The following is a 20,004-nucleotide window of genomic DNA, read 5'->3' on the forward strand; positions in this document are numbered from 1 at the left end:
GCGCCCTGCAGGGCCGGTTGCTATTTGTCGGCTGCTACAAGGCCAGTCTGCTGGAAGGGCTGGTTATAACTTGGGACGCCGGTACCCGCCTGGCACCCCTTTGGGCGAGAGAACAAACTGCCATAGCTGGTTGTCCCGTGCCCGAAAGGAGCCGGCGCAAATCAGCAGATAATAGCGCCACATACGATAAAAGCGCTGGGAATACTGAGGCGCGTGTTTTGCCCAGTGTTTTTCGAAGTTGGCATGCCAGGCCATGAGTGTTTTGTCGTAATCGGCACCAAAATTATGCAGGTCCTCAATAATGAACAGACCTTCGGTATGATCGGCAACCTGACCGATGACCGGAATTTCACCGTTGGGGAAAATATACTTGTGAATCCAGGGGTCGGGATCATGGTCGCGGTATAGGCCACCGATTGAATGCATCAGAAAGAGTCCGTCCTCTTTCAGGTTTTTTCGGGCCGCTTCGAAATAGGTTCGATAGTTTTTACGACCCACATGTTCAAACATGCCCAAACTTACAATGCGGTCATATTGACCCGACAGGTCCCGATAGTCTTGCAGGACAAATTTGATAGGCAGTCCTTCGCACATTTTCTGCCCGTACTCTGCCTGTTCTTTGGAAATGGTAATGCCGGTACATTGAACGCCGTAGCGCTCTGCGGCAAATCGCATGAAGCTGCCCCAGCCGCAGCCGATATCCAGTACGGTCATGCCCGGCTCAAGTCCCAGTTTCTGGCAGACCAGATCCAGCTTGGCTTCCTGTGCTTCATCCAGTGTGGTGGCCTGGTCCCAGTAACCGCAAGTGTAGGTCATGCGGGCGTCCAGCATATCCCGGAAAAATTCGTTGCCCAGATCGTAATGCTTTTCACCGACCTCCCAGGCTTTCGATCGCGTCTGATTATTGATGTACTTGGCGCGCAATACATGCCACAGGGTCGAGGCGGTTTTCACTTTTTCATCAATGCGATGTCTTAGCAGGCGGCTGATCAGTTCGTCGATCTGCTCGCATTCCCACTGCCCATCCATATAACTTTCACCCAGACCCAGGCTGCCCTGGGCAAGAATGCGGTCTGCTGCTTTGTCGTCAATGAGACGCAGATCCCACGGTGCATCCCCATTGATCGTGATTCCTGCTGATGCAGCAATTTTGCTCAAATGATCCACGGATGCTGAATGTTGACTGCCCACGGCCATTGTCCTGCTCCTGTCTGATTTAGAGAAAGAGAAGTGCATGAAAACCATCACAATACGCTACTGCATAGGAAAAATTCATGTCCTTGCGCATTACAATATTTTTTCCCTAAAGGAAATATATATCTTTGGTGGCCTGCTTTGCAACCCTAAAAGCGGTTGCGTATGCAATTAACAACGCTTGTGAAAAAGACGCTTAGGCCATGCGAATCCCTGCCAAATGTTTGAAGGAAATCTCCCGCGCCAGTTCGACGAATGCCTGCACATAGGGTGTCTGCAGGTCTTCGGTGCGAATGGCTGCGTAAAGCGTGCGCCAGATGCCGGGCGCTTCTCCCAAATGCACAATCCGTAACCAGTTTTGTTCCTGGTACTCGGTCAGCGCCCAGTTTGGCAGGGCGGCAACGCCGCGGTTGCTGTTGACCAGCTGGATAATCATGGGCGTCAGTTCCGACTTGCGAATGGAGGCCGGTTCAACGCCTGCCGGATCCAGGAAAGCCGTGAAAATGTCCAGCCTTTCTTCTTCTACGGGATAGGTGATCAGCACCTGGTTGGCCATATCCGCAGGCTTGATGAACCGCTTGCGCGCCAACGGATTGTCTGAGGCCACGGCCAGGACCAGTTCATACTTGAACAAGGGCACGTACTCCACGGCCTCGTTGGGAATGGGGTCGGAGGTAATGACCAGGTCAAGGTCGCCGCGTATCAGGGCCGGAATGGGTGCGAACGAAAAGGCCGCTGACAAGTCCAGGGAAATGTCCTGCCATTGCAGGCGAAACGCATCCAGGGTGGGCATCAGCCACTGAAAACAGGAATGGCATTCGATGGCCAGATACAAACGCCCCGTGCTGCCCGAAGCCAGTTTTTGCATATCGCGCTCGGCACTGCGTACCCGGGGCAGAACGTCATCGGCCAGCTTCAGCAGTCGCAATGCGGCGGTGGTGAAACGGGCAGGGCGGGTACGACGGTTCAACAGGTTCAAATTCAGCCTGCCCTCCAGTTCGCGAATTTGATGGGACAGGGCAGACTGGGTGACGGACAGTCTTTCCGCGGCGTCCTGAAGGTTGCCGGCTTCGCGAATGGCGACCAGGGTTTCCAGATGTTTAATTTCAATCATGATATTGCTTATTGGCGTGAGTTTATTTCATTTAATGAATTCATCTTACCAAGAAAGTGCGCGACCGTTGTCTGAGTCGTGATTTCGTCTTGTTATAACCATATTATTTATAAAAATAATCATAAAAAACAAACAGATATAAAAGTGTATGAATTTTACTAATATTAATTGCAAGAATTCGAAGCCCGCTTTTGTTGCTGCCGGGGCACAATCTGGTCACTGACAGATTCAGCCCACGTACGTTGTCGCCCCACATCCTTGCACAGGGGCGGCAATTTTGAATGATTACCAAGAGAGTTAAGAAATGGCATTGACACACAACCTAGGCTTTCCACGCATCGGCGTGAAGCGGGAATTGAAAAAAGCACTGGAAGCCTATTGGGCTGGTCAGTCAAACGAACAAGAGCTGGTTGAAACCGGCAGGCAGTTGCGCGAACGGCACTGGGCGATCCAGCATGCAGCAGGCAATGCATTTGTCACTGTCGGCGATTTTGCGTGGTACGACCACATCCTGGAATGGTCCACCACGCTTGGTGTGGTGCCCACTCGCTTCAATCACCCACAAAATGCCTCCGTCGATCTGGACACCCTGTTCAGAATGGCGCGTGGCCGTGCCCCTACGGGTGAGCCCGCAGCCGCATGCGAAATGACCAAATGGTTCGATACCAATTACCACTACATCGTTCCCGAACTGGCTGCCGATCAGGCATTCTATCTGGCGCGCACCAGCTTGTTCGACCAGATCAGCGAAGCGCAGGCCCTGGGCTATCAGGTCAAGCCGGTTATCCCGGGTTTGCTCACGTATCTCTGGCTGAGCAAAGGGCCGGCGTTTTCCAGCGCTGAAGATGCGGCCAAGCTGGAATTGGTGCCGGCATTGCTGGCGGTTTACAAGGATGTGCTGGCGCGTTTCGCGGCTCTGGGTGTGAAGTGGGTGCAGATCGATGAAGCGGCATTGGTGCTCGATTTGCCTGCTGAGTGGCAACAGGCCTATCGTCAGGTATACGCCGAACTCAGCGCCCAACCGGTAGATATTCTGCTGGCCACTTATTTTGGTGACGTGGGCGACAATACTGAGCTGGTGACGTCGCTGCCGGTGGCTGGCGTGCATTTTGACCTGGTGCGCGGACCCGGGCAGCTTGACCGGGTGCTGTCATCCTGGCCAGCAGACCGCGTTCTGTCAGCGGGGTTGATCAGTGGTCGCGATGTATGGCGAACCGATCTTGATGCCGCCGCAGATCGAGTGAAAGCGGCTGCCGATAAACTGGGCGAACAGTTGTGGCTGGCGCCCGCATCGTCTCTGCTGCATGTGCCGGTTGATCTGGCCGAAGAAACCGTGCTGGACGAGGAAATCAAAAGCTGGTTGTCGTTTGCGGTGCAAAAACTGGATGAACTGGCCCTGCTGGCCGCGCTTCTGAACAAAAACGCGACCGAAGCACAGCAGAATGCACTCGAGGCACAGCGTAAGGCGCTGGCCGAACGTAAGGTGTCGCGACGCATCCACAATCCGGCGGTAGCCGACAGGCTGGGCCAGGCCGCAGTGGTATCGCGCGTGCGCACGCCGTTTGCGGAGCGCATTGCGAAACAGCGCGAAGCGCTGGGTCTGCCCGATTTTCCCACGACCACGATCGGTTCATTTCCACAAACACCTGAAATCCGCAAGGTGCGCCGCGACTGGAAAGCCGGTGCGATCAGCGACACCAAATACGAAGAAGCCATTCGCGAAGAAATCCGTGAAGTGGTCAAGTTCCAGGAAGAAGCCGGCCTGGATGTGCTGGTTCATGGCGAACCCGAGCGCAACGACATGGTGGAATACTTCGGTGAATTGCTTGCCGGATTTGCCTTCACACAGAATGGCTGGGTCCAGAGTTACGGCTCACGCTGCGTCAAACCCCCCATCATTTATGGCGACGTGGCCCGTCTGATCCCCATGACCGTCGAGTGGACGGCCTATGCTCAGTCGCTGACCGACAGGCCCATGAAAGGCATGCTGACCGGGCCAGTCACGGTCTTGCAGTGGTCATTCGTGCGTGATGATCAGCCACGCCAGACAACCTGCCTGCAATTGGCTCTGGCCCTGCGCGATGAAGTGCAGGACCTGGAAAAGGCCGGTATCCGCGTGATCCAGATCGACGAACCGGCGTTCCGTGAAGGGCTGCCGCTCAGGAAAGCGCAATGGCAGGCTTACTTGGACTGGGCAGTGGATTGCTTCCGTGTAAGCACCTCGGGTGTCGAGGACACAACCCAGATTCATACTCACATGTGCTACTCAGAATTCAATGACATTATTGAATCCATTGCAGCCATGGACGCCGACGTGATTACGATCGAAACGTCCCGTTCCAACATGGAGTTGCTGGAAGCGTTTGAGCGCTTCAATTATCCGAACGATATCGGCCCGGGCGTCTATGATATCCACTCTCCGAATGTGCCTGATCGGGAATGGATGATTCAGCTGATGAACAAGGCTGCGACGCGTCTGGATCGTAAGCAGTTGTGGGTCAACCCTGATTGCGGGCTGAAAACACGGCAGTGGCCGGAGACCCGCAGCGCGCTGATCGAAATGGTCAATGCGGCGCAGGCTCTGCGGTCAGCGGTATAACGCAGTTTAAAAGTCAGGGCCCGGATGGGGCCTGACGGTTTTTTCATCACGGGCGCGCCGTATCATGGCGTCCCGTGTTTTTTTTGGCCGATCGCCGGATACAGCAGGACCGGATCTGCTTGGTACGCGGTTGCTGCAGAGCCGGGCCAAAGTCGTCGGTCGACACGTCCCGGCGCGTGCATACTGGTTTTGCTTTGCAGCAAAATTTCGCAAAAACGGCCTTTTTGAAAGCAGGCGCGCAGGGTAGTACGCTATACTTTATCGGTTTACAGACCAAATTAATCAACAATCCTTCGAACATGTCCCTGGGTACCTCGGCACGAAAGCCAATTCACACCCGTAGCATTACCATGAATTCCTATCTCCGAGAGGACGCCCTCTGGGAAGTAGAGGCACATCTGGTGGATGTCAAGGCTTACGATTTTCCGACCTCGCGCGGGGGCATGCACCTGGCAGGCGACCCGGTACACGATATGACAATCGTCTTGCTGGTGACGGCAGAAGGATTAATTACCGATGTGCGTGCCAAATATGATTCGGCGCCGTATGATGCCGCCTGTATGGCCATTGAGGACGCGTATCGCGGGCTGGTCGGTTTGCATCTGTTGCGCCAGTTCCGGGCTGCAGTGCGGGAGCGTTTCGGCACCATCGATGGCTGTACGCATATGTCGGAGTTGGTTGTACTGCTGCCCACCGTCTTTGTGCAAAGCCTGTCGGCTCAACGTCGTGAGCGTGCGCAAAGGGCGGGCAAAAAGCCGTTCCAACTCGATGGATGTCATGCCCTGGCGCTGACCTCGCCTGTAGTCAAAGAGTACTACCCGGAATGGTATGTCAGGCCGGAAGACGGCGGCAAGCGCAAGGCAAGGCAGTAATTTTCGTGTCACCGGCATCAAATAGTATTATTTCGTGTGCTCGCTGTGTGCGGAGCATTTGTTTTTTTATCCTACGCTAATAGGTAATACATGAAGATCCATGAGTATCAAGGCAAAGAGCTGCTGAAAAAATTCGGCGTGACGGTGCCTCGCGGCATTCCCGCATTTTCCGTAGACGAGGCGGTCGCAGCCGCCGAGAAACTCGGTGGCCCCGTCTGGGTTGTCAAGGCGCAGATTCACGCAGGTGGCCGTGGCAAGGGCGGTGGTGTGAAACTGGCTAAATCCATTGATGAAGTCCGTCAACTGTCTTCCGAAATTCTGGGTATGCAACTGGTCACGCACCAGACCGGCGCCGAAGGCCAGAAGGTCAATCGCCTGCTGATTGAAGAGGGCGCGGACATCAAGAAAGAATACTACGTGGGTATCGTGACGGATCGCAACAGCCAGCGTGTCTGCGTCATGGCCTCCAGCGAAGGCGGCATGGACGTCGAGGAAGTGGCAGAAAAAACACCGGAAAAAATCCTCAAGGTGTTTGTCGATCCGGCCAAAGGTTTTACAGATGACGAAGCGCGCGAACTGGCTCGCGGCATCGGCGTTCCCGATGCGTCCGTGGACAAAGCAGCCGTCGAATTCCAGAAACTGTATCAGGCGTACTGGGATACCGATGCTTCACTGGCCGAAATCAATCCGCTGATTCTGACCGGTTCAGGCGACATCATCGCACTGGACGCCAAATTCAACTTTGACTCCAATGCATTGTTCCGTCATCCCGAAATCGTGGAATACCGCGATCTGGATGAAGAAGATCCTGCAGAAGTGGAAGCCAGCAAATTCGATCTGGCCTACATTCAGCTCGACGGCAATATCGGCTGCCTGGTCAACGGCGCAGGCCTGGCCATGGCTACCATGGACACGATCAAACTGTTCGGCGGCGAGCCTGCCAACTTCCTGGACGTCGGCGGTGGCGCGACAGCAGAAAAAGTGACCGAAGCGTTCAAGATCATGCTCAAAAACAAGGAAGTCAAAGCGATCCTTGTGAACATTTTTGGCGGCATTATGCGCTGCGACGTGATTGCCGAAGGCGTCATTGCCGCCTGCAAGGCCGTTAACCTGTCGGTCCCTCTGGTTGTGCGCATGAAGGGCACCAACGAAGAGATGGGCAAAAAAATGCTCGCAGAGTCCGGACTGCCAATCATCAGCGCCGATACCATGGCCGAAGCCGCGACCAAAGTCGTTGCCGCCGTTAAGTAAGCAAGGAATTTTTCATGTCAATTCTGATCAATAAAGACTCCAAAGTCATCACCCAGGGTATTACCGGTAAGACCGGCCAGTTTCACACACGCATGTGTCGTGATTACGCCAACGGCAAAAATGCGTTTGTCGCGGGTGTGAATCCGAAACGCGCCGGCGAAGATTTCGAAGGCGTACCGATCTACGCGTCTGTCAAAGACGCCAAGGCGCAGACCGGTGCCAACGTATCTGTTATTTATGTACCGCCCGCAGGCGCGGCCGACGCGATCTGGGAAGCCGTTGACGCTGACCTGGATCTGGTCATCTGCATTACCGAAGGTATTCCTGTTCGCGACATGCTGGCCGTGCGCAATCGTATGCGCGAAGAGAACAAAAAAACCCTGTTGCTGGGCCCTAACTGCCCGGGTCTGATTACACCAGACGAACTGAAAATCGGCATTATGCCGGCTCATATCTGCAAAAAGGGTCGCATTGGTGTGGTCAGCCGCTCAGGCACCCTGACCTATGAAGCGGTTGCTCAGCTGACAGAGCTTGGCCTGGGTCAGTCCAGCGCCGTCGGTATCGGTGGTGACCCGATCAACGGTCTGAAGCACATCGACATCCTCAAGATGTTCAATGACGATCCTGAAACCGACGCGGTTGTCATGATCGGCGAAATCGGCGGTCCGGACGAAGTCAATGCTGCCGAGTGGGCCAAAGACAATATGAAAAAACCAGTCGTCGGCTTTATCGCCGGTGTGACGGCACCTCCAGGAAAACGCATGGGTCACGCCGGTGCACTGATTTCCGGCGGCGCCGATACAGCCGATGCCAAATTGGAAATCATGGAAGCTTGCGGTATCCGCACGACACGCAATCCATCCGAAATGGGTAAATTGCTCAAGTCTGTTCTGTAAGTCTTCACACTTATGATCGTCGCTGACGATCAATAGTGCTATGCCCCTGAAGGTCACAACACAGTTGTGATTTCCAGGGGCATTTTCTTTTGGCAAGCGACCTTCAGTCAGGGGGCTGTAAGCAAATATTCATAGAATGGTAAGCGCAATAAAAACGTGCCGGTCCGGCAATCGGGCGGGCGATAACACAGACATCATTTTCTAATTTAAAAGTTTTTTTGGAAGGTTCACTATGGATGTAGGTTCTTCGGCGTTCTGGCTCGCCCTGCTGGAAATTATCTGGGTCAATATTCTGCTATCGGGTGATAATGCAGTTGTGATAGCACTGGCAGCCCGAACACTGCCGGAAAATCAACAGAAAAAAGCAATTGTGATCGGTTCCGGCGCCGCGATCGTTATGCGGATTATTCTGACACTCGTTGCTGCTAAATTGCTGATGCTTCCTTACCTGAAAATTATCGGTGCGATTCTGCTGGTCTACATCGGTGTGTCGCTGGTCAATTCCGATGATGAAGGTGAAGGACAAGAGAAGCAGCACGCCTCGCTGATGAGCGCGATTCGCACCATTCTGGTTGCCGATCTGGTCATGAGCCTGGACAACGTCGTTGCCGTTGCGGCAGCTGCGCATGGCGATACCACGCTACTGGTTATCGGTCTTGCCCTGAGCATTCCGCTTGTGATTTTCGGAAGTACGCTGCTATTGAGTGTAATTGAAAAATTCCCCGTGATCGTATGGCTTGGCGCCGCACTGCTGGGCTATATCGCAGGTGAAATGTTCGTAGGAGACCCGGTGATCGAGCCGCGCTCCGAGGCCTGGGCGTCCCTGGCGAATATGACGCACCACCAGTTTGGGATTACCATGGGAATTATTGGTGCGCTCCTTGTTGTAGTGCTGGGTAAATTTTTCGTCAGTCGGGGTAAAACTGACTAATGACTGAATACTCTGTTTTATAATTGCTCGCAGTCTGGAGCAGTCAAGGGGCGCTTGAAGTGTCCCTTTTTTTATGCCGTGGCTCGCTCCACGGGCTGAACGGCAAGGCGCCGGCTGCCCACAAACCCATGACCCAACATTAACCAAGGCGATCAATCATTATGCTTGAGTTTTTTCAGACCCTGAGCTGGACTGCAATTTTCCAGATTATTCTTATCGACATACTTCTGGGCGGCGATAATGCTGTCATCATCGCACTGGCTTGCCGCAATCTGGAAAAAGCGCAACGCATGAAAGGGATTTTGTGGGGCACATTCGGTGCTATTTTGATGCGGGTAATTTTGATCGCATTTGCGCTCAAGCTCCTGGAAATTCCATATCTTAAAATCGTCGGCGGAGCGCTACTGGTCTGGATCGGTATCAAGTTGCTGATCCCCGAAGAAGATGAGCACGGCAATGTGGCCGGAGGCACTTCTGTCTGGACAGCCGTCAAAACGATTTTGATCGCCGACTTTGTCATGAGTCTTGATAACGTGATTGCGATTGCGGCGGCAGCACAGAAAACCACGCCCGGACACGAAGTCGCCTACGTGGCATTCGGTCTGATCGTCAGTGTGCCGATTATCATCTGGGGCAGCACCCTTGTCCTGAAGCTGATCGACAAGTATCCGCTGGTCATTACGCTGGGCGCCGGTCTGTTGGGCTGGCTCGCCGGTGGCATGCTGATTTCGGATGTATTTACCGAGAGAACATTCTTCAACGGCGAAGCTGCTCCGCAAACTGTTAAGATTGCGGTAGAAGTCATCGGCGTGATTGTCGTTGTCGGGCTTGGAAAATGGCTGGCTGCCCGTAAAGGCAAAACAGCGGTATCCGACGCGCACTAATCCGAGCTCATTGAATCATCCGGTTCAATCGGGCCGGTTCCTATCGGCAAGGCAACCCCGCCAGGCTTTCGGCCCCCGGCGGGGTTGTTGTTTTTGTGTTCGCAGACAGTTGGTCTGCTACTCGTAAGAAGGTCTGACATCATGGAAGAAAAACCCAAGCGCAGCATATTACAGGGTCTGTTTATCCTGGCAGTCATTGGTATTGTTGTGACCGTTGCGATTCATTATTTGCGTTAACCCATACTTTGCAGGAGCAGTACGTGACGGAACCTAAAAAACTGACCATTGCCACGCGGGCCAGTCGCCTTGCACTCTGGCAGGCATATCACGTTCGGGATCTTTTGATCGAGCGTTTTCCAGGGTTGCAGGTGAACTTGCTGGAAATGACGACCAAGGGTGACCAGATTCTGGATCGCACCCTGTCAAAAATCGGAGGCAAAGGCTTGTTCATCAAGGAACTGGAAACGGCGCTGGTCGATGGCCGGGCCGATCTGGCCGTCCATTCCCTCAAAGATGTGCCCGTTGACCTGCAATCGCCCTTTACCCTGGCCGCCATTCTTGAGCGGGCCGATCCGACCGATGCGTTTGTGTCGCCCAATTATCACCAATTGAGTGAACTGCCTGCCGGTGCCGTCGTCGGGACCTCCAGCCTGCGCCGTGAGTCGCAGATTCGTGCTGCCTATCCGGAGCTGGTTGTCAAACCGCTGCGAGGCAATCTGGATACACGCCTGTCCAAGCTGGATAAGGGCGATTATGATGCGATTGTGCTGGCGTCAGCCGGACTTGAGCGTCTTGGCCTGGCTGATCGCATTGCGTCGCGGCTGGATGTGTCCGAAAGTCTGCCGGCAGCCGGGCAGGGCGCACTGGGTATTGAGACCCTCGAGTCCCGCAGCGAATTGATCGAGATGCTGGCTGGTCTGGCCAATCCGGCTACAACCGCCTGTGTGACGGCCGAAAGGGCGGTGTCCCGGGCGTTGGGTGGCTCATGCCAGGTGCCTATCGCCGCTTATGCAACCCTGACCGACAATGCCATTACATTGAATGCCCTGGTGGCAACCCCGGACGGGCAACGTGTCTTGCGCAGCCCCCGTACGGCGGGCGCCGAAGGCGCCGAGCAACTGGGCAATGACGTAGCACAGGCGCTCAAAGAGCAGGGGGCAGATGAGATTCTGGCGGCCCTGCAAGAGCCGACGCAGCCCGACGATAAGAAGGCGTAGGCCAGGGCCGTGTCTTTATCCCAAGCCACGGTCGTCCTGACCCGACCTGAAGGAAAAAACGAGTCGTTGCAACGACAGTTTGAGGACGCAGGCCTGGCGGTGGTAGTCCTGCCTGCGCTCACGCTCAGCCGCAAGCCGGTGAGTGAGCCGGTTCCCATGCTTGCAGCATATGATCTGATCTTTTTCGTCAGTGGCTATGCCGCGGACTGTTTTTTTGATTTGCTGGATGAGCAGGGTGTGAGGTGGCCTGCTCAATTGCAGGCGGGTTGCGTCGGGCCGGGCACGGCAAGGACGCTGCAGGCCCGGGGTGTGCCGGAGCATGATATCCTTTCACCCGCTGCCGGTCAGGCGCGCGATGCCGGCGGCTTTGTGACGACGTTGAAAGACAGCGGCGTGTTTGCCACGCTGCAGTCAGTGCTGATTGTGTGTGGCACCACCGGCAATAACTGGTTTGCCGGGCAATTGCAGGCGGCTTCAGTCGCGGTTACGCGATTGCCGTTATACACGCGGCAGGCCCGGCTCTGGTGCGAGCAGGAGCAGCGGCAAATGGCTTTTCTGCTCAGAGAAGGCACCGGTCCGCTTTATGTGGTGCTGACCAGCCCGCAAGGCGTCCAGTCCTTCATACGAAATGTAGCAGATACAGGCTGGTTCCCGGCGCAGGCCACCCGATCCATCACTTTTGTGGTCACGCACCCAGGGCAGCAGGACAGCCTGATCCAAGGGTGGCAGCAGGCGTTTTCAGGTTGCGACCCGGCAACATTGCGTATTGTGCAGGCCTCGCCCGAGGATGCTGCAATTTTCCATGCGGTTACAAAGTCCGATTAAAAGCCTGCTGTAATCCACTACAATGCACATATCTTTCATGAACGATCACCCTGCGGTGTATTGGTTTTCTGGATAGCAAGGAATTAAAAAACATGGAAAAAAAACGGGACGACGCGTCAAAGACGGACAGTGAAAAAAAGCCGGATGCGACTGCACATCAGGAACGCGCTACGCGCACAGCCACAGATGAGGTAACTGATGTCAAGCTCGCTAACGAAACATCGACCGGGCCGGCCGGCAGCAGCGATACACCGCGTGATAGCAAGGCAGGCCAACATGCCGGCGCAACGCCTGTTCCGCCCCTGACCGACAAAGACAATCCCGAAGCGACCAAAAGCACCCGTGGCCCCATTATTGGTGCGATTGTGGTGGTGGCCGCCATTGCAGCGGGCGGTTATTATTACGCCCAGAACAATCAACTGGTTTCTGCTGACAATAGCAGCCAGTCCAGTAGCGAACCGGCGTCCCCGACATCCGATGTGTCCGGCGCAGACAATGCGCCCGGAACAGACAGCGCATCCGGCGCAGACAGCAACGGGCAAGCGCCATCGGCATCCTCCCCTGATGCGAACACCTCTGGTGGCACCGAAAACGAGACATCGTCAGATTCATCATCCGGCGCGGCTGGCAGTGGCGATACTTCTACGGATACGCAGCAGCCGGCTGATGCGACCGCAAGCACCGGTGCCGAGACAGGGGCAGAGACGGGTGTTGCAGGCAGCACCAGCGACATACCGGCGGGACCGGCAGCCGACCATAGCGATGGCACCGGCACAGATGCCGCAGGCGCCAAAGACAACAGTGATACGACACAAGATGCCGTCAGCCCGGCTGCAGACTCCGGTTCCACAGCACAAGAAAAGGCCGGGAACGATAGCGAGGCCCCGCATGATGAGGCTGCCGCTTCCGGGTCGGCCAGCCATACCGATTCGACTTCTTCTGTTCAGGCCGGCACGGCCTTAACGAATTCCGCGGCCCCGGCTGCTGCGGGTGGCACAGGCTCATTGCCGGCCGACATTCGCGATCAGCTGGATCGCCAGTCTGCACAGATCATCGCCTTGCGTGACCAGCTGGAATCCTCGCAGAAGCAGCTTGCGCAATTGCAAAACACTCGCCTGCAGGCATCTCGTCATGAAGCCAGTGTATTTGTGCTCAATGATGTCAGCCGTCTGGTGACGATGGCGCAAAACGAGCTGTCTATTTCCGGTAATCTGGACAATGCCGTCGCTTCGCTCGAGACAGCCCGAAAAGCCATTGACCAGGCAGATGCGCCTGTGCTGGCCGGACTGCAGGGCGCGCTTGCCGCCGATATTGTGGCGCTCAAGTCAGCTCCGGTGGTTGGTGTCGACGCACTGTTTTCCCAGGTATCGGCACTGTCCGAGCGCATTGATGCACTGCCGATGATTGCGCCTGACCAGGCCGGCGCGCGTCCCATGGCTGCGTCATCCACGGTGACGAACAGTGACGGGCAGGCAACTCAGCGTGCAGACGGCGGTGCCGTCTCAACCGGTTCAGACGCCTGGTATGAGCGGGCGTGGAACGAGGTCAAAACCTGGCCAGCCTCTGCCTGGCACGGATTACGTTCCGACCTGGGCGGCATTGTTCGCGTGGAAAAACTCGCCGATCCCAATCAGGTGCTGCTGACAGTCGATCAGGCTGCCCAGCTGCGCGCCAATCTGAAACAGAACCTGCATTTTGCGCAACAGGCGCTGCTCAACGGTCAGCAGGGCATCTGGACCGCCTCGCTGGAGACCGTGGTCAAAGGCTTGAAGCAAAGTTTCAATCAGGATTCGTCCGATACCCAGCAGGCGCTGGCGCAGATTCAGCAATTGCTCAAAACCGGGGTCCGGCCGCAAATGCCAGCGATCACACAAAGCTTGAAAGCAGTGGACGAAACGCGCAATCAGCTCAAATCCATGAATCCCGGACAGGAGTAGTGCATGCGAACCAGTTTGAAATTACTCGTCCTGCTTGCCATTGCCGTTGCGGCCGCGCTGCTGCTGCGTGATTCCAGTGGTTATTTTATGGTGGTGACCGGCGACGAACGTCGCACGGTTTCGCTTGCGGCGGGCCTGGTCTTTATCGTCATCGCATTTTTTGTGTTTTACCTGGTGTTCCGTCTTATCGGTTTTCTGATGGATGCACCCACGCGAATTCGAACCTGGAACCAGCGCCGGCACACGCGCAAGGATTACGATTTGCTTGAGCGTGGCTGGGTTGAATTACTGGAGGGACGCAGCAGCCCCGCCGAGAAAGATTTGACCCGCCTGCTCAATCGCAGTCGAGATAGCGGTCGCCAGGCCCTTGCCAGCCTGGCCGCAGCCAAGGCGGCGCATAACCAGGCACGCTATGCCGAACGGGATGCCTTATTGCTGACCGCACAATCCAAAGCCGAAGGCAATCCAAGAATGCAGGATGCAGCGGCCACCATACGGGCAGAAATGCTGCTGGAGCAGGGCGAGTCCAAACAGGCCCTGGCCTTGCTGGAGCCGTTGGCCAAAGCCGGCGGCGCAAACCAGGACCATATCCAGAAACTGCTCTTGCGAGGCTACAAGCAGATCGGCAACCAGGACAAGTTGCTGGATGTGGCGCGTACGCTGACCAAGAAAGGCGCCATTGACGACTTCGAAGGCCGGCGCCTGATCGAACACGCAGGAGCCGCCGTCATGAAGGCGACCACGCGCGACAGCTGGGCCAACACCTGGAAATCGTTCAGTTCGGCAGAAAAGACCATGCCGCTGATCGCATTGGCTGCGGCTGAAAAAGCCCAGGCTGCGGGCCATGCTGATACAGCAGGTCAGATTCTTGAAACATCGCTGCGCAATCAAATTGATGCCCGCCTGCTGAATGCCTACGTGCAATGTCCGCAGGAGCAGGTCAATGCCCGTCTGACTAAAGCCCAGCTATGGCTTGAGAAAGACGAGAACAATCCGGATCTGCTCAATGCGCTCGGCTTTCTGTGTCTTGCTGCGCAACTGTGGGGCCAGGCCGAACGCTATCTGACGCGCAGCCTCAAATTGCGCGAAGACCCGCGCACCCATTCGCTGCTGGGTGCGCTGTATGACCGTCTGGGCAAACCCACGGAAGCGGTCAAGCACTGGCGCTTTGCCTCGGCATCCATTTCCATGTTGCCGGTGGTGGCCGGAGAAAAATATCTGCCTGCGGCCGATACCCGCATGGACCCGGATGGCCCTCCTGATCGCAAGCGCAACGATGCGCAGGCCGAAGCGGAGGCTGAGCAGGGCGATGCAGCGCCCGCAAAAGCCATTTACGCCAGGCGCCCCGAGACAGACGAAGAGTACTTTGACAGCGCGCCGATTCCCGGCATCCGTGCTGAAGAACTGAATGAAAAACCGTAACCACAGTAACCCGAAGAGTTGATTATGAGCTTGAAAAATATCCCTGCCGGTTCCAAGACACCGGAAGAATTCAATGTTGTCATCGAAATTCCGATGAATGCCGATCCGGTTAAATACGAGGTGGACAAAGAGACGGGTGCGATCTTTGTCGATCGTTTCATGATGACCGCCATGCACTACCCATGCAATTATGGCTATGTTCCTGATACGCTGTCCGACGATGGCGATCCGGTGGACGTCCTGGTGATCACGCCGTTCCCTGTTGTTGTGGGCTCGGTCATCAAGTGCCGCGCCCTTGGCGTTTTGCAAATGGATGACGAGGCCGGTGGCGACGCCAAACTGCTGGCGCGTCCGGTAGATAAACTGTACCCCCCGTACAGCAATATCAATGCTCACACTGACCTGCCTGAGCAGGAATTGCAACGTATCCAGCACTTCTTTGAACACTACAAAGATCTGGAAAAGGGCAAATGGGTCAAGGTCAAAGGCTGGGAAGGCATTGACGCGGCACACGCGGAAATCACCTCCAGTATCGAGCGATTCCAGAAAGGTAAATAATCCTTTCGATTCCAGCGATTAAAAAAAAGGGCGCGGTACAACACAACCGTGCCCTTTTTTGATGGGTCCGGCAAAAAGCAAGGCGGAGTGCTGCGACGATTGCCTGATAAATGATAATCAAGACTATTGAAGAGACTGCTATGACATATGTATTTCCAGCCCCAGAGCTTGTTTCGCTTGCGATTGCCGGCAGCGATGCGCGGTTCCCCGTGCGTCGTGTTTACTGCGTAGGGCGCAACTATGCAGAACACGCCAAGGAAATGGGCTTCACCGGCCGTGAAGACCCATTCTTCTTTTGCAAGCCCGCTGATGCCTTGTTGCCGGTCGCAGACGGACAGACAGGACAAATGCCGTATCCCTCCAAAACCGCCAATCTGCATTATGAAATGGAACTGGTTGTGGCAATTGGCAAGAGCGGCAAAGACGTGACAGTCGAGCAGGCAGCAGAGATGGTATATGGCTACGCGCTGGGGCTGGATATGACGCGGCGCGATCTGCAGGGCGAGGCAAAAAAGCAGGGCAGACCATGGGAAGTGGGCAAGGCATTCGATTTGTCCGGCCCTATCGGACCCGTGCATCCGGCTGACAGTGTGGAGAATATTGAGTCGGCAGCCATTTCGCTGGACGTCAATGGCCAAACCCGCCAAAGCAGCACGATTGCCTCACTGATCTGGTCTATTCCCGAATCGATCGCCTATTTGTCAGGCCTGTTTGAACTGCAACCCGGCGATCTGATTTTCACCGGGACCCCTGAAGGCGTGGGTGCGGTAAAAACAGGAGATGAGCTGGTTGGCAAAGTGGCGGGACTGGGACAATTGAACGTGCGCATCGTCTGAGCCGGGCGCGATTGACGCTGCTGTGTCGCTCTATCGTAGAGCGACGCATCACAGCGACAGGCCGTTCAAAACGTTAAATAATAAGACACCGTCAAAACGGTGTCTTATTGCTTTTGCAATACAAATCAAGCAGATATCGAAGTTGACGATCACCTGAAAAAAATACGAATGTTACAAATATAAGCACTTTATGGCCGTTCTGTAATGATCTTTGGGCCGAAAGTGCGAATAATGGTTTGTACTGATTTCGCATTTCAAATAAAGAGGATAAGTCATGAAGCTTAATACGACACGATCAATCGTTCTGACAGCAGTATTTGCAGGATTGCTGGGTCTGGCCGGATGTGACAATGGGTCCGATTCAGCCGAACCGGCAGCACCGGGCGCGACTTCCGAAGCACCGGCATCACCGGCACCGGCGGCTGAGCCCGCTGCACCAGCGGATTCCTCTACTGCCCCCGCTGATTCCGGTACAACGCCCGCGCCATCTGGCGACGCTCCTGCTTCTGGTTCCGGTACTCAGCCACAATAAAAAGGGCCACGCATGAAACCTAATATGACACGTTCATGGGTTCTGACGGCCATTTTGGCCGGGGTACTGGGTTTGGCCGGGTGCGATAAGGGGTCAGATTCGTCTGCGCCGGCAACACCGGGTGCGACGTCCGAAGCCCCCGCCGCGCCGGCAGCTGAACCGACTGCACCGGCAGAATCAGCACCGGCGCCAGCCGAGTCTGCGCCTGCTGCTTCATCTGAGGCACCGGCTCCCTCGACCGATGCACCTGCGTCAAGTGAGGCACCGGCTGCAGCCAGCGGTTCGTCTACGCCCGCCAGCGAAGACAGCAGCCTTCCGCAAGCATGCCAGGACTACTTCAAGAAAGCTGAAGACATGGTCACCAAGGCAGGAGGTTCTGCGGAACAGATGAACCAGATGATTGAGCAGCAACGCACACAGATGGCCGCCATTAAAGATCAGGCACAACTGGAGTCAAGCTGCAAACAGGCACTGGATATGTTGGCTCAGCAGGAAAAAAACATGCCGCAATAAAAGTCGGCCGCAGCCTTGACCGGCTGCGGTTGCAGAAAAACGGATGAAGCGCTGGCAGTTGCAGGTTGCTTCATCAGAATTACTCTCTCTGGGCGACCCCGCAAGTCACATTGCAGGTCGCTTTTTTTTGTCTGTTATTTCAATTTACGTCGCCCGGCGTTGTCAGGATTTTTTCAGGCAAGAGGACATAAAGGTTTTACGCGCGTCTCCGGTCAGTGATTTTGTTTTGGCGTCGCGATTGCAGTCGGCCATGCGCTGCTGTGAACTGCTCAGTGGCTTGCCATCCTTGCCAGTGGCGTTGCCGCTCAGGCACGATTTCATAAAGCTTTTGCGCGCATCGCCCTGCAGACTTTTGGTTTTGGCATCGGCGTTGCAGGTCGCCATCCGGGTCTGTTGGCTGTTTTCTTTTTTCGTGGTTGCAGTGGTTTGCGCCATCGCGCCGACACTGAAAAAACTCAGGGCGATAGCGGCTGCCCAGGCTGATTTGCTGACGATTTTCATTTTCAATCCTTTTCGACAGATAAATAAGGCAATCAAGGCATGGCCGAGCGCCATGCAGCACATAGCATACGCTCTATCGGAGGAATCCGGAATGTGTCCGAGTGCGCAATGTGTTAAAAAACGTCAGGAAAAACCGGTGGTTCACCAATAATGGTCGCATCCAAAAAAAATACCTTCACACGTAATGTGGAAGGCATTTTTCCGATGAATGTCTGCGATTATTTTTTCATCATGTCGAAGAACTGATCGTTGTTCTTCGTCGATTTGATCTTGTCCAGAATAAATTCCATTGATTCGATCTCGTCCATGTCGTGGATGAATTTGCGCAGAACCCAGACGCGTTGCAGCTTCTCGGGTTTCATGAGCAGCTCTTCACGGCGGGTGCCGGATTTGTTCAGGTTGATCGCCGGGTAAATACGCTTCTCGGCCAGACGACGTTCAAGATGAACCTCGCAGTTACCGGTGCCTTTGAATTCTTCGTAAATGACTTCATCCATGCGGCTGCCGGTTTCGATCAATGCGGTACCGATAATGGTGAGTGAGCCGCCTTCTTCTATATTACGGGCCGCACCAAAGAAACGCTTGGGGCGCTGCAGGGCATTGGCGTCCACGCCGCCGGTCAGCACTTTGCCTGAAGAGGGCACCACGGTATTGTAGGCACGCGCCAGACGGGTAATGGAATCGAGCACAATGACCACGTCTTTTTTCAGTTCAACCAGACGTTTGGCTTTTTCGATGACCATTTCAGCAACCTGCACGTGACGGGTCGCGGGCTCATCGAAGGTCGAGGCAACGACTTCGCCGCGTACCGTGCGCGTCATTTCCGTGACCTCTTCAGGCCGCTCGTCTACGAGCAGCACGATCAGGGTCGCGTCGGGATAGTTGGTGGTGATGGAGTGGGCAATGTGTTGCATCATGACCGTTTTGCCCGATTTGGGACTGGCGACGATCAGGGCACGCTGGCCTTTGCCGATGGGAGAGAAAATGTCAAGAATACGGCCGGTGTTGTTTTCTTCGCTTTTGATGTCGCGCTCAAGAATCAGCGGATCATCGGGATGCAAGGGGGTCAGATTCTCGAACATGATGCGGTGTTTCATCAGCTCGGGTGACACGCCGTTGACATTTTCCACCTTGACCAGCGCAAAGTAGCGTTCGCCGTCCTTGGGAACCCGCACTTCGCCTTCGATGGAATCACCCGTATGCAGGTTGAAGCGGCGGATCTGGGAAGGGGAAATGTAGATGTCGTCTGTACTGGCCAGGTAGGAGGTCTCGGGCGAGCGCAGGAAGCCGAAGCCGTCGGGCAACACTTCCAGCACGCCGTCGCCGAAGATTTGTTCTCCCATCTTGGCGCGCCGCTTCATGATGGCAAACATGAGTTCCTGCTTGCGGAAGCGGTTGGCGTTTTCGATGTCCAGGCCTGCAGCCATTTCGAGCAGCTGCGACACATGCAGTGCCTTTAATTCATTAAGGTGCATTATTTAATTAGTACGGATAGATAAGATTGGAAAATATGAGTCAGGGTGGCGGGCTGACGAATGAGCCCGCGCGAGAAAATGACTTAAATGGATTCGTCGATAAACCCGGTAAGCTGGGTTTTATTGACTGCGCCGACTTTGGTACCAACAGCTTCGCCGTTTTTGAAAACCATCAGAGTAGGTATGCCGCGAATGCCGAAGCGGGCAGCGACTTCGGGGTGATCCTGAACGTCGACCTTGACGACCTGGACACGTCCTTCGTAGTCACGCGAGACTTCTTCCAGCAGCGGCGCAATCGCCTTGCACGGACCACACCACGGCGCCCAGTAGTCTACCAGCACCGGCAGCTCCGAGTTCAGCACATCGGCTTCAAATGTTTTTTCGGTTGCGTGTTTGATCAGATCGCTCATAATGTTTCAGGAGAAAGTAGCCAAGAATAGTCAGAAA

19 protein-coding genes are annotated in these 20,004 nt (G+C 55.2%); 14 read left to right on the top strand and 5 right to left on the bottom strand.

Annotation, left to right across the window (positions count from 1 at the left end; all coding sequences use genetic code 11):
- Positions 1-63: 63 nt before the first annotated feature.
- The gene (gene cfa, locus W822_RS36775; protein WP_031242917.1) at positions 64-1,197 is read right to left on the bottom strand and encodes a cyclopropane fatty acyl phospholipid synthase; all 1,134 of its coding nucleotides are present in this window, start codon (positions 1,195-1,197) and stop codon (positions 64-66) included.
- A gap of 193 nt (positions 1,198-1,390) precedes the next feature.
- The gene (locus tag W822_RS36780) at positions 1,391-2,308 is read right to left on the bottom strand and encodes a LysR family transcriptional regulator (protein ID WP_024005681.1); all 918 of its coding nucleotides are present in this window, start codon (positions 2,306-2,308) and stop codon (positions 1,391-1,393) included.
- A gap of 304 nt (positions 2,309-2,612) precedes the next feature.
- Between W822_RS36780 and metE the strand changes: the two genes are divergently transcribed.
- The 14 genes from metE to W822_RS46510 all read left to right on the top strand — a co-directional run bounded on the left by metE (position 2,613) and on the right by W822_RS46510 (position 17,581).
- Positions 2,613-4,907 (top strand): 5-methyltetrahydropteroyltriglutamate--homocysteine S-methyltransferase, encoded by a 2,295-nt coding sequence (gene metE, locus W822_RS36785; RefSeq protein ID WP_024005683.1) that lies wholly within the window; start codon positions 2,613-2,615, stop codon positions 4,905-4,907.
- A 299-nt stretch (positions 4,908-5,206) separates the two neighbouring features.
- On the top strand, positions 5,207-5,779 hold the full coding sequence (locus W822_RS36790) for a DUF2889 domain-containing protein (protein WP_024005684.1): 573 nt from the start codon (positions 5,207-5,209) through the stop codon (positions 5,777-5,779).
- 90 nt (positions 5,780-5,869) lie between these two features.
- Positions 5,870-7,030, top strand: coding sequence for an ADP-forming succinate--CoA ligase subunit beta (sucC, locus tag W822_RS36795; protein WP_024005685.1), 1,161 nt, complete (start codon positions 5,870-5,872; stop codon positions 7,028-7,030).
- Between the two features lie 14 nt (positions 7,031-7,044).
- Positions 7,045-7,926, top strand: coding sequence for a succinate--CoA ligase subunit alpha (sucD, locus tag W822_RS36800; protein WP_024005686.1), 882 nt, complete (start codon positions 7,045-7,047; stop codon positions 7,924-7,926).
- Positions 7,927-8,158: 232 nt separating this feature from the next.
- Positions 8,159-8,857: a TerC family protein gene (locus W822_RS36805; RefSeq protein ID WP_024005687.1), complete on the top strand. Its 699-nt coding sequence runs from the start codon at positions 8,159-8,161 to the stop codon at positions 8,855-8,857.
- Positions 8,858-9,018: 161 nt separating this feature from the next.
- On the top strand, positions 9,019-9,741 hold the full coding sequence (locus W822_RS36810) for a TerC family protein (protein WP_024005688.1): 723 nt from the start codon (positions 9,019-9,021) through the stop codon (positions 9,739-9,741).
- Positions 9,742-10,001: 260 nt separating this feature from the next.
- Positions 10,002-10,958, top strand: a complete 957-nt coding sequence (gene hemC / locus W822_RS36815) for a hydroxymethylbilane synthase (protein WP_024005690.1) — start codon at positions 10,002-10,004, stop codon at positions 10,956-10,958.
- A 9-nt stretch (positions 10,959-10,967) separates the two neighbouring features.
- Positions 10,968-11,783, top strand: coding sequence for a uroporphyrinogen-III synthase (locus W822_RS36820; protein WP_081724398.1), 816 nt, complete (start codon positions 10,968-10,970; stop codon positions 11,781-11,783).
- 92 nt (positions 11,784-11,875) lie between these two features.
- Positions 11,876-13,720 carry a uroporphyrinogen-III C-methyltransferase gene (locus W822_RS36825; protein WP_024005692.1) on the top strand — a complete coding sequence of 615 codons (1,845 nt, stop codon included), beginning with the start codon at positions 11,876-11,878 and terminating at the stop codon, positions 13,718-13,720.
- Positions 13,721-13,723: 3 nt separating this feature from the next.
- Positions 13,724-15,142 (top strand): heme biosynthesis HemY N-terminal domain-containing protein, encoded by a 1,419-nt coding sequence (locus W822_RS36830; RefSeq protein ID WP_024005693.1) that lies wholly within the window; start codon positions 13,724-13,726, stop codon positions 15,140-15,142.
- Positions 15,143-15,166: 24 nt separating this feature from the next.
- Positions 15,167-15,700, top strand: coding sequence for an inorganic diphosphatase (gene ppa, locus W822_RS36835; protein WP_024005694.1), 534 nt, complete (start codon positions 15,167-15,169; stop codon positions 15,698-15,700).
- A gap of 140 nt (positions 15,701-15,840) precedes the next feature.
- Positions 15,841-16,536, top strand: a complete 696-nt coding sequence (locus W822_RS36840) for a fumarylacetoacetate hydrolase family protein (protein ID WP_024005695.1) — start codon at positions 15,841-15,843, stop codon at positions 16,534-16,536.
- Between the two features lie 274 nt (positions 16,537-16,810).
- Positions 16,811-17,068, top strand: a complete 258-nt coding sequence (locus W822_RS36845) for a hypothetical protein (RefSeq protein ID WP_024005696.1) — start codon at positions 16,811-16,813, stop codon at positions 17,066-17,068.
- Positions 17,069-17,092: 24 nt separating this feature from the next.
- A complete protein-coding gene (locus tag W822_RS46510; RefSeq protein WP_024005697.1) occupies positions 17,093-17,581 on the top strand; it encodes a DUF5339 family protein in 489 nt (162 codons plus the stop codon).
- A 162-nt stretch (positions 17,582-17,743) separates the two neighbouring features.
- Here the strand turns inward: W822_RS46510 and W822_RS36850 are convergent, their stop codons facing one another.
- The 3 genes from W822_RS36850 to trxA form a co-directional block, all read right to left on the bottom strand.
- A complete protein-coding gene (locus W822_RS36850; protein ID WP_024005698.1) occupies positions 17,744-18,082 on the bottom strand; it encodes a PsiF family protein in 339 nt (112 codons plus the stop codon).
- Positions 18,083-18,300: 218 nt separating this feature from the next.
- The gene (gene rho, locus W822_RS36855; protein ID WP_024005700.1) at positions 18,301-19,557 is read right to left on the bottom strand and encodes a transcription termination factor Rho; all 1,257 of its coding nucleotides are present in this window, start codon (positions 19,555-19,557) and stop codon (positions 18,301-18,303) included.
- An 83-nt stretch (positions 19,558-19,640) separates the two neighbouring features.
- Positions 19,641-19,967 (bottom strand): thioredoxin, encoded by a 327-nt coding sequence (gene trxA / locus W822_RS36860; RefSeq protein ID WP_031242926.1) that lies wholly within the window; start codon positions 19,965-19,967, stop codon positions 19,641-19,643.
- Between the last annotated feature and the right edge of the window lie 37 nt (positions 19,968-20,004).

The organism is Advenella kashmirensis W13003 (genome assembly GCF_000506985.1).
Taxonomy (GTDB): Bacteria; Pseudomonadota; Gammaproteobacteria; order Burkholderiales; family Burkholderiaceae_B; genus Advenella; species Advenella kashmirensis_A.

Bases quoted from the DNA above. Each gene is read 5' to 3' on its own strand.
- cfa (WP_031242917.1), bottom strand. From the start codon at position 1,197: ATGGCCGTGGGCAGTCAACATTCAGCATCCGTGGATCATTTGAGCAAA.
- W822_RS36780 (WP_024005681.1), bottom strand. From the start codon at position 2,308: ATGATTGAAATTAAACATCTGGAAACCCTGGTCGCCATTCGCGAAGCC.
- metE (WP_024005683.1), top strand. From the start codon at position 2,613: ATGGCATTGACACACAACCTAGGCTTTCCACGCATCGGCGTGAAGCGG.
- W822_RS36790 (WP_024005684.1), top strand. From the start codon at position 5,207: ATGTCCCTGGGTACCTCGGCACGAAAGCCAATTCACACCCGTAGCATT.
- sucC (WP_024005685.1), top strand. From the start codon at position 5,870: ATGAAGATCCATGAGTATCAAGGCAAAGAGCTGCTGAAAAAATTCGGC.
- sucD (WP_024005686.1), top strand. From the start codon at position 7,045: ATGTCAATTCTGATCAATAAAGACTCCAAAGTCATCACCCAGGGTATT.
- W822_RS36805 (WP_024005687.1), top strand. From the start codon at position 8,159: ATGGATGTAGGTTCTTCGGCGTTCTGGCTCGCCCTGCTGGAAATTATC.
- W822_RS36810 (WP_024005688.1), top strand. From the start codon at position 9,019: ATGCTTGAGTTTTTTCAGACCCTGAGCTGGACTGCAATTTTCCAGATT.
- W822_RS36825 (WP_024005692.1), top strand. From the start codon at position 11,876: ATGGAAAAAAAACGGGACGACGCGTCAAAGACGGACAGTGAAAAAAAG.
- W822_RS36830 (WP_024005693.1), top strand. From the start codon at position 13,724: ATGCGAACCAGTTTGAAATTACTCGTCCTGCTTGCCATTGCCGTTGCG.
- ppa (WP_024005694.1), top strand. From the start codon at position 15,167: ATGAGCTTGAAAAATATCCCTGCCGGTTCCAAGACACCGGAAGAATTC.
- W822_RS36840 (WP_024005695.1), top strand. From the start codon at position 15,841: ATGACATATGTATTTCCAGCCCCAGAGCTTGTTTCGCTTGCGATTGCC.
- W822_RS36845 (WP_024005696.1), top strand. From the start codon at position 16,811: ATGAAGCTTAATACGACACGATCAATCGTTCTGACAGCAGTATTTGCA.
- W822_RS46510 (WP_024005697.1), top strand. From the start codon at position 17,093: ATGACACGTTCATGGGTTCTGACGGCCATTTTGGCCGGGGTACTGGGT.
- W822_RS36850 (WP_024005698.1), bottom strand. From the start codon at position 18,082: ATGAAAATCGTCAGCAAATCAGCCTGGGCAGCCGCTATCGCCCTGAGT.
- rho (WP_024005700.1), bottom strand. From the start codon at position 19,557: ATGCACCTTAATGAATTAAAGGCACTGCATGTGTCGCAGCTGCTCGAA.
- trxA (WP_031242926.1), bottom strand. From the start codon at position 19,967: ATGAGCGATCTGATCAAACACGCAACCGAAAAAACATTTGAAGCCGAT.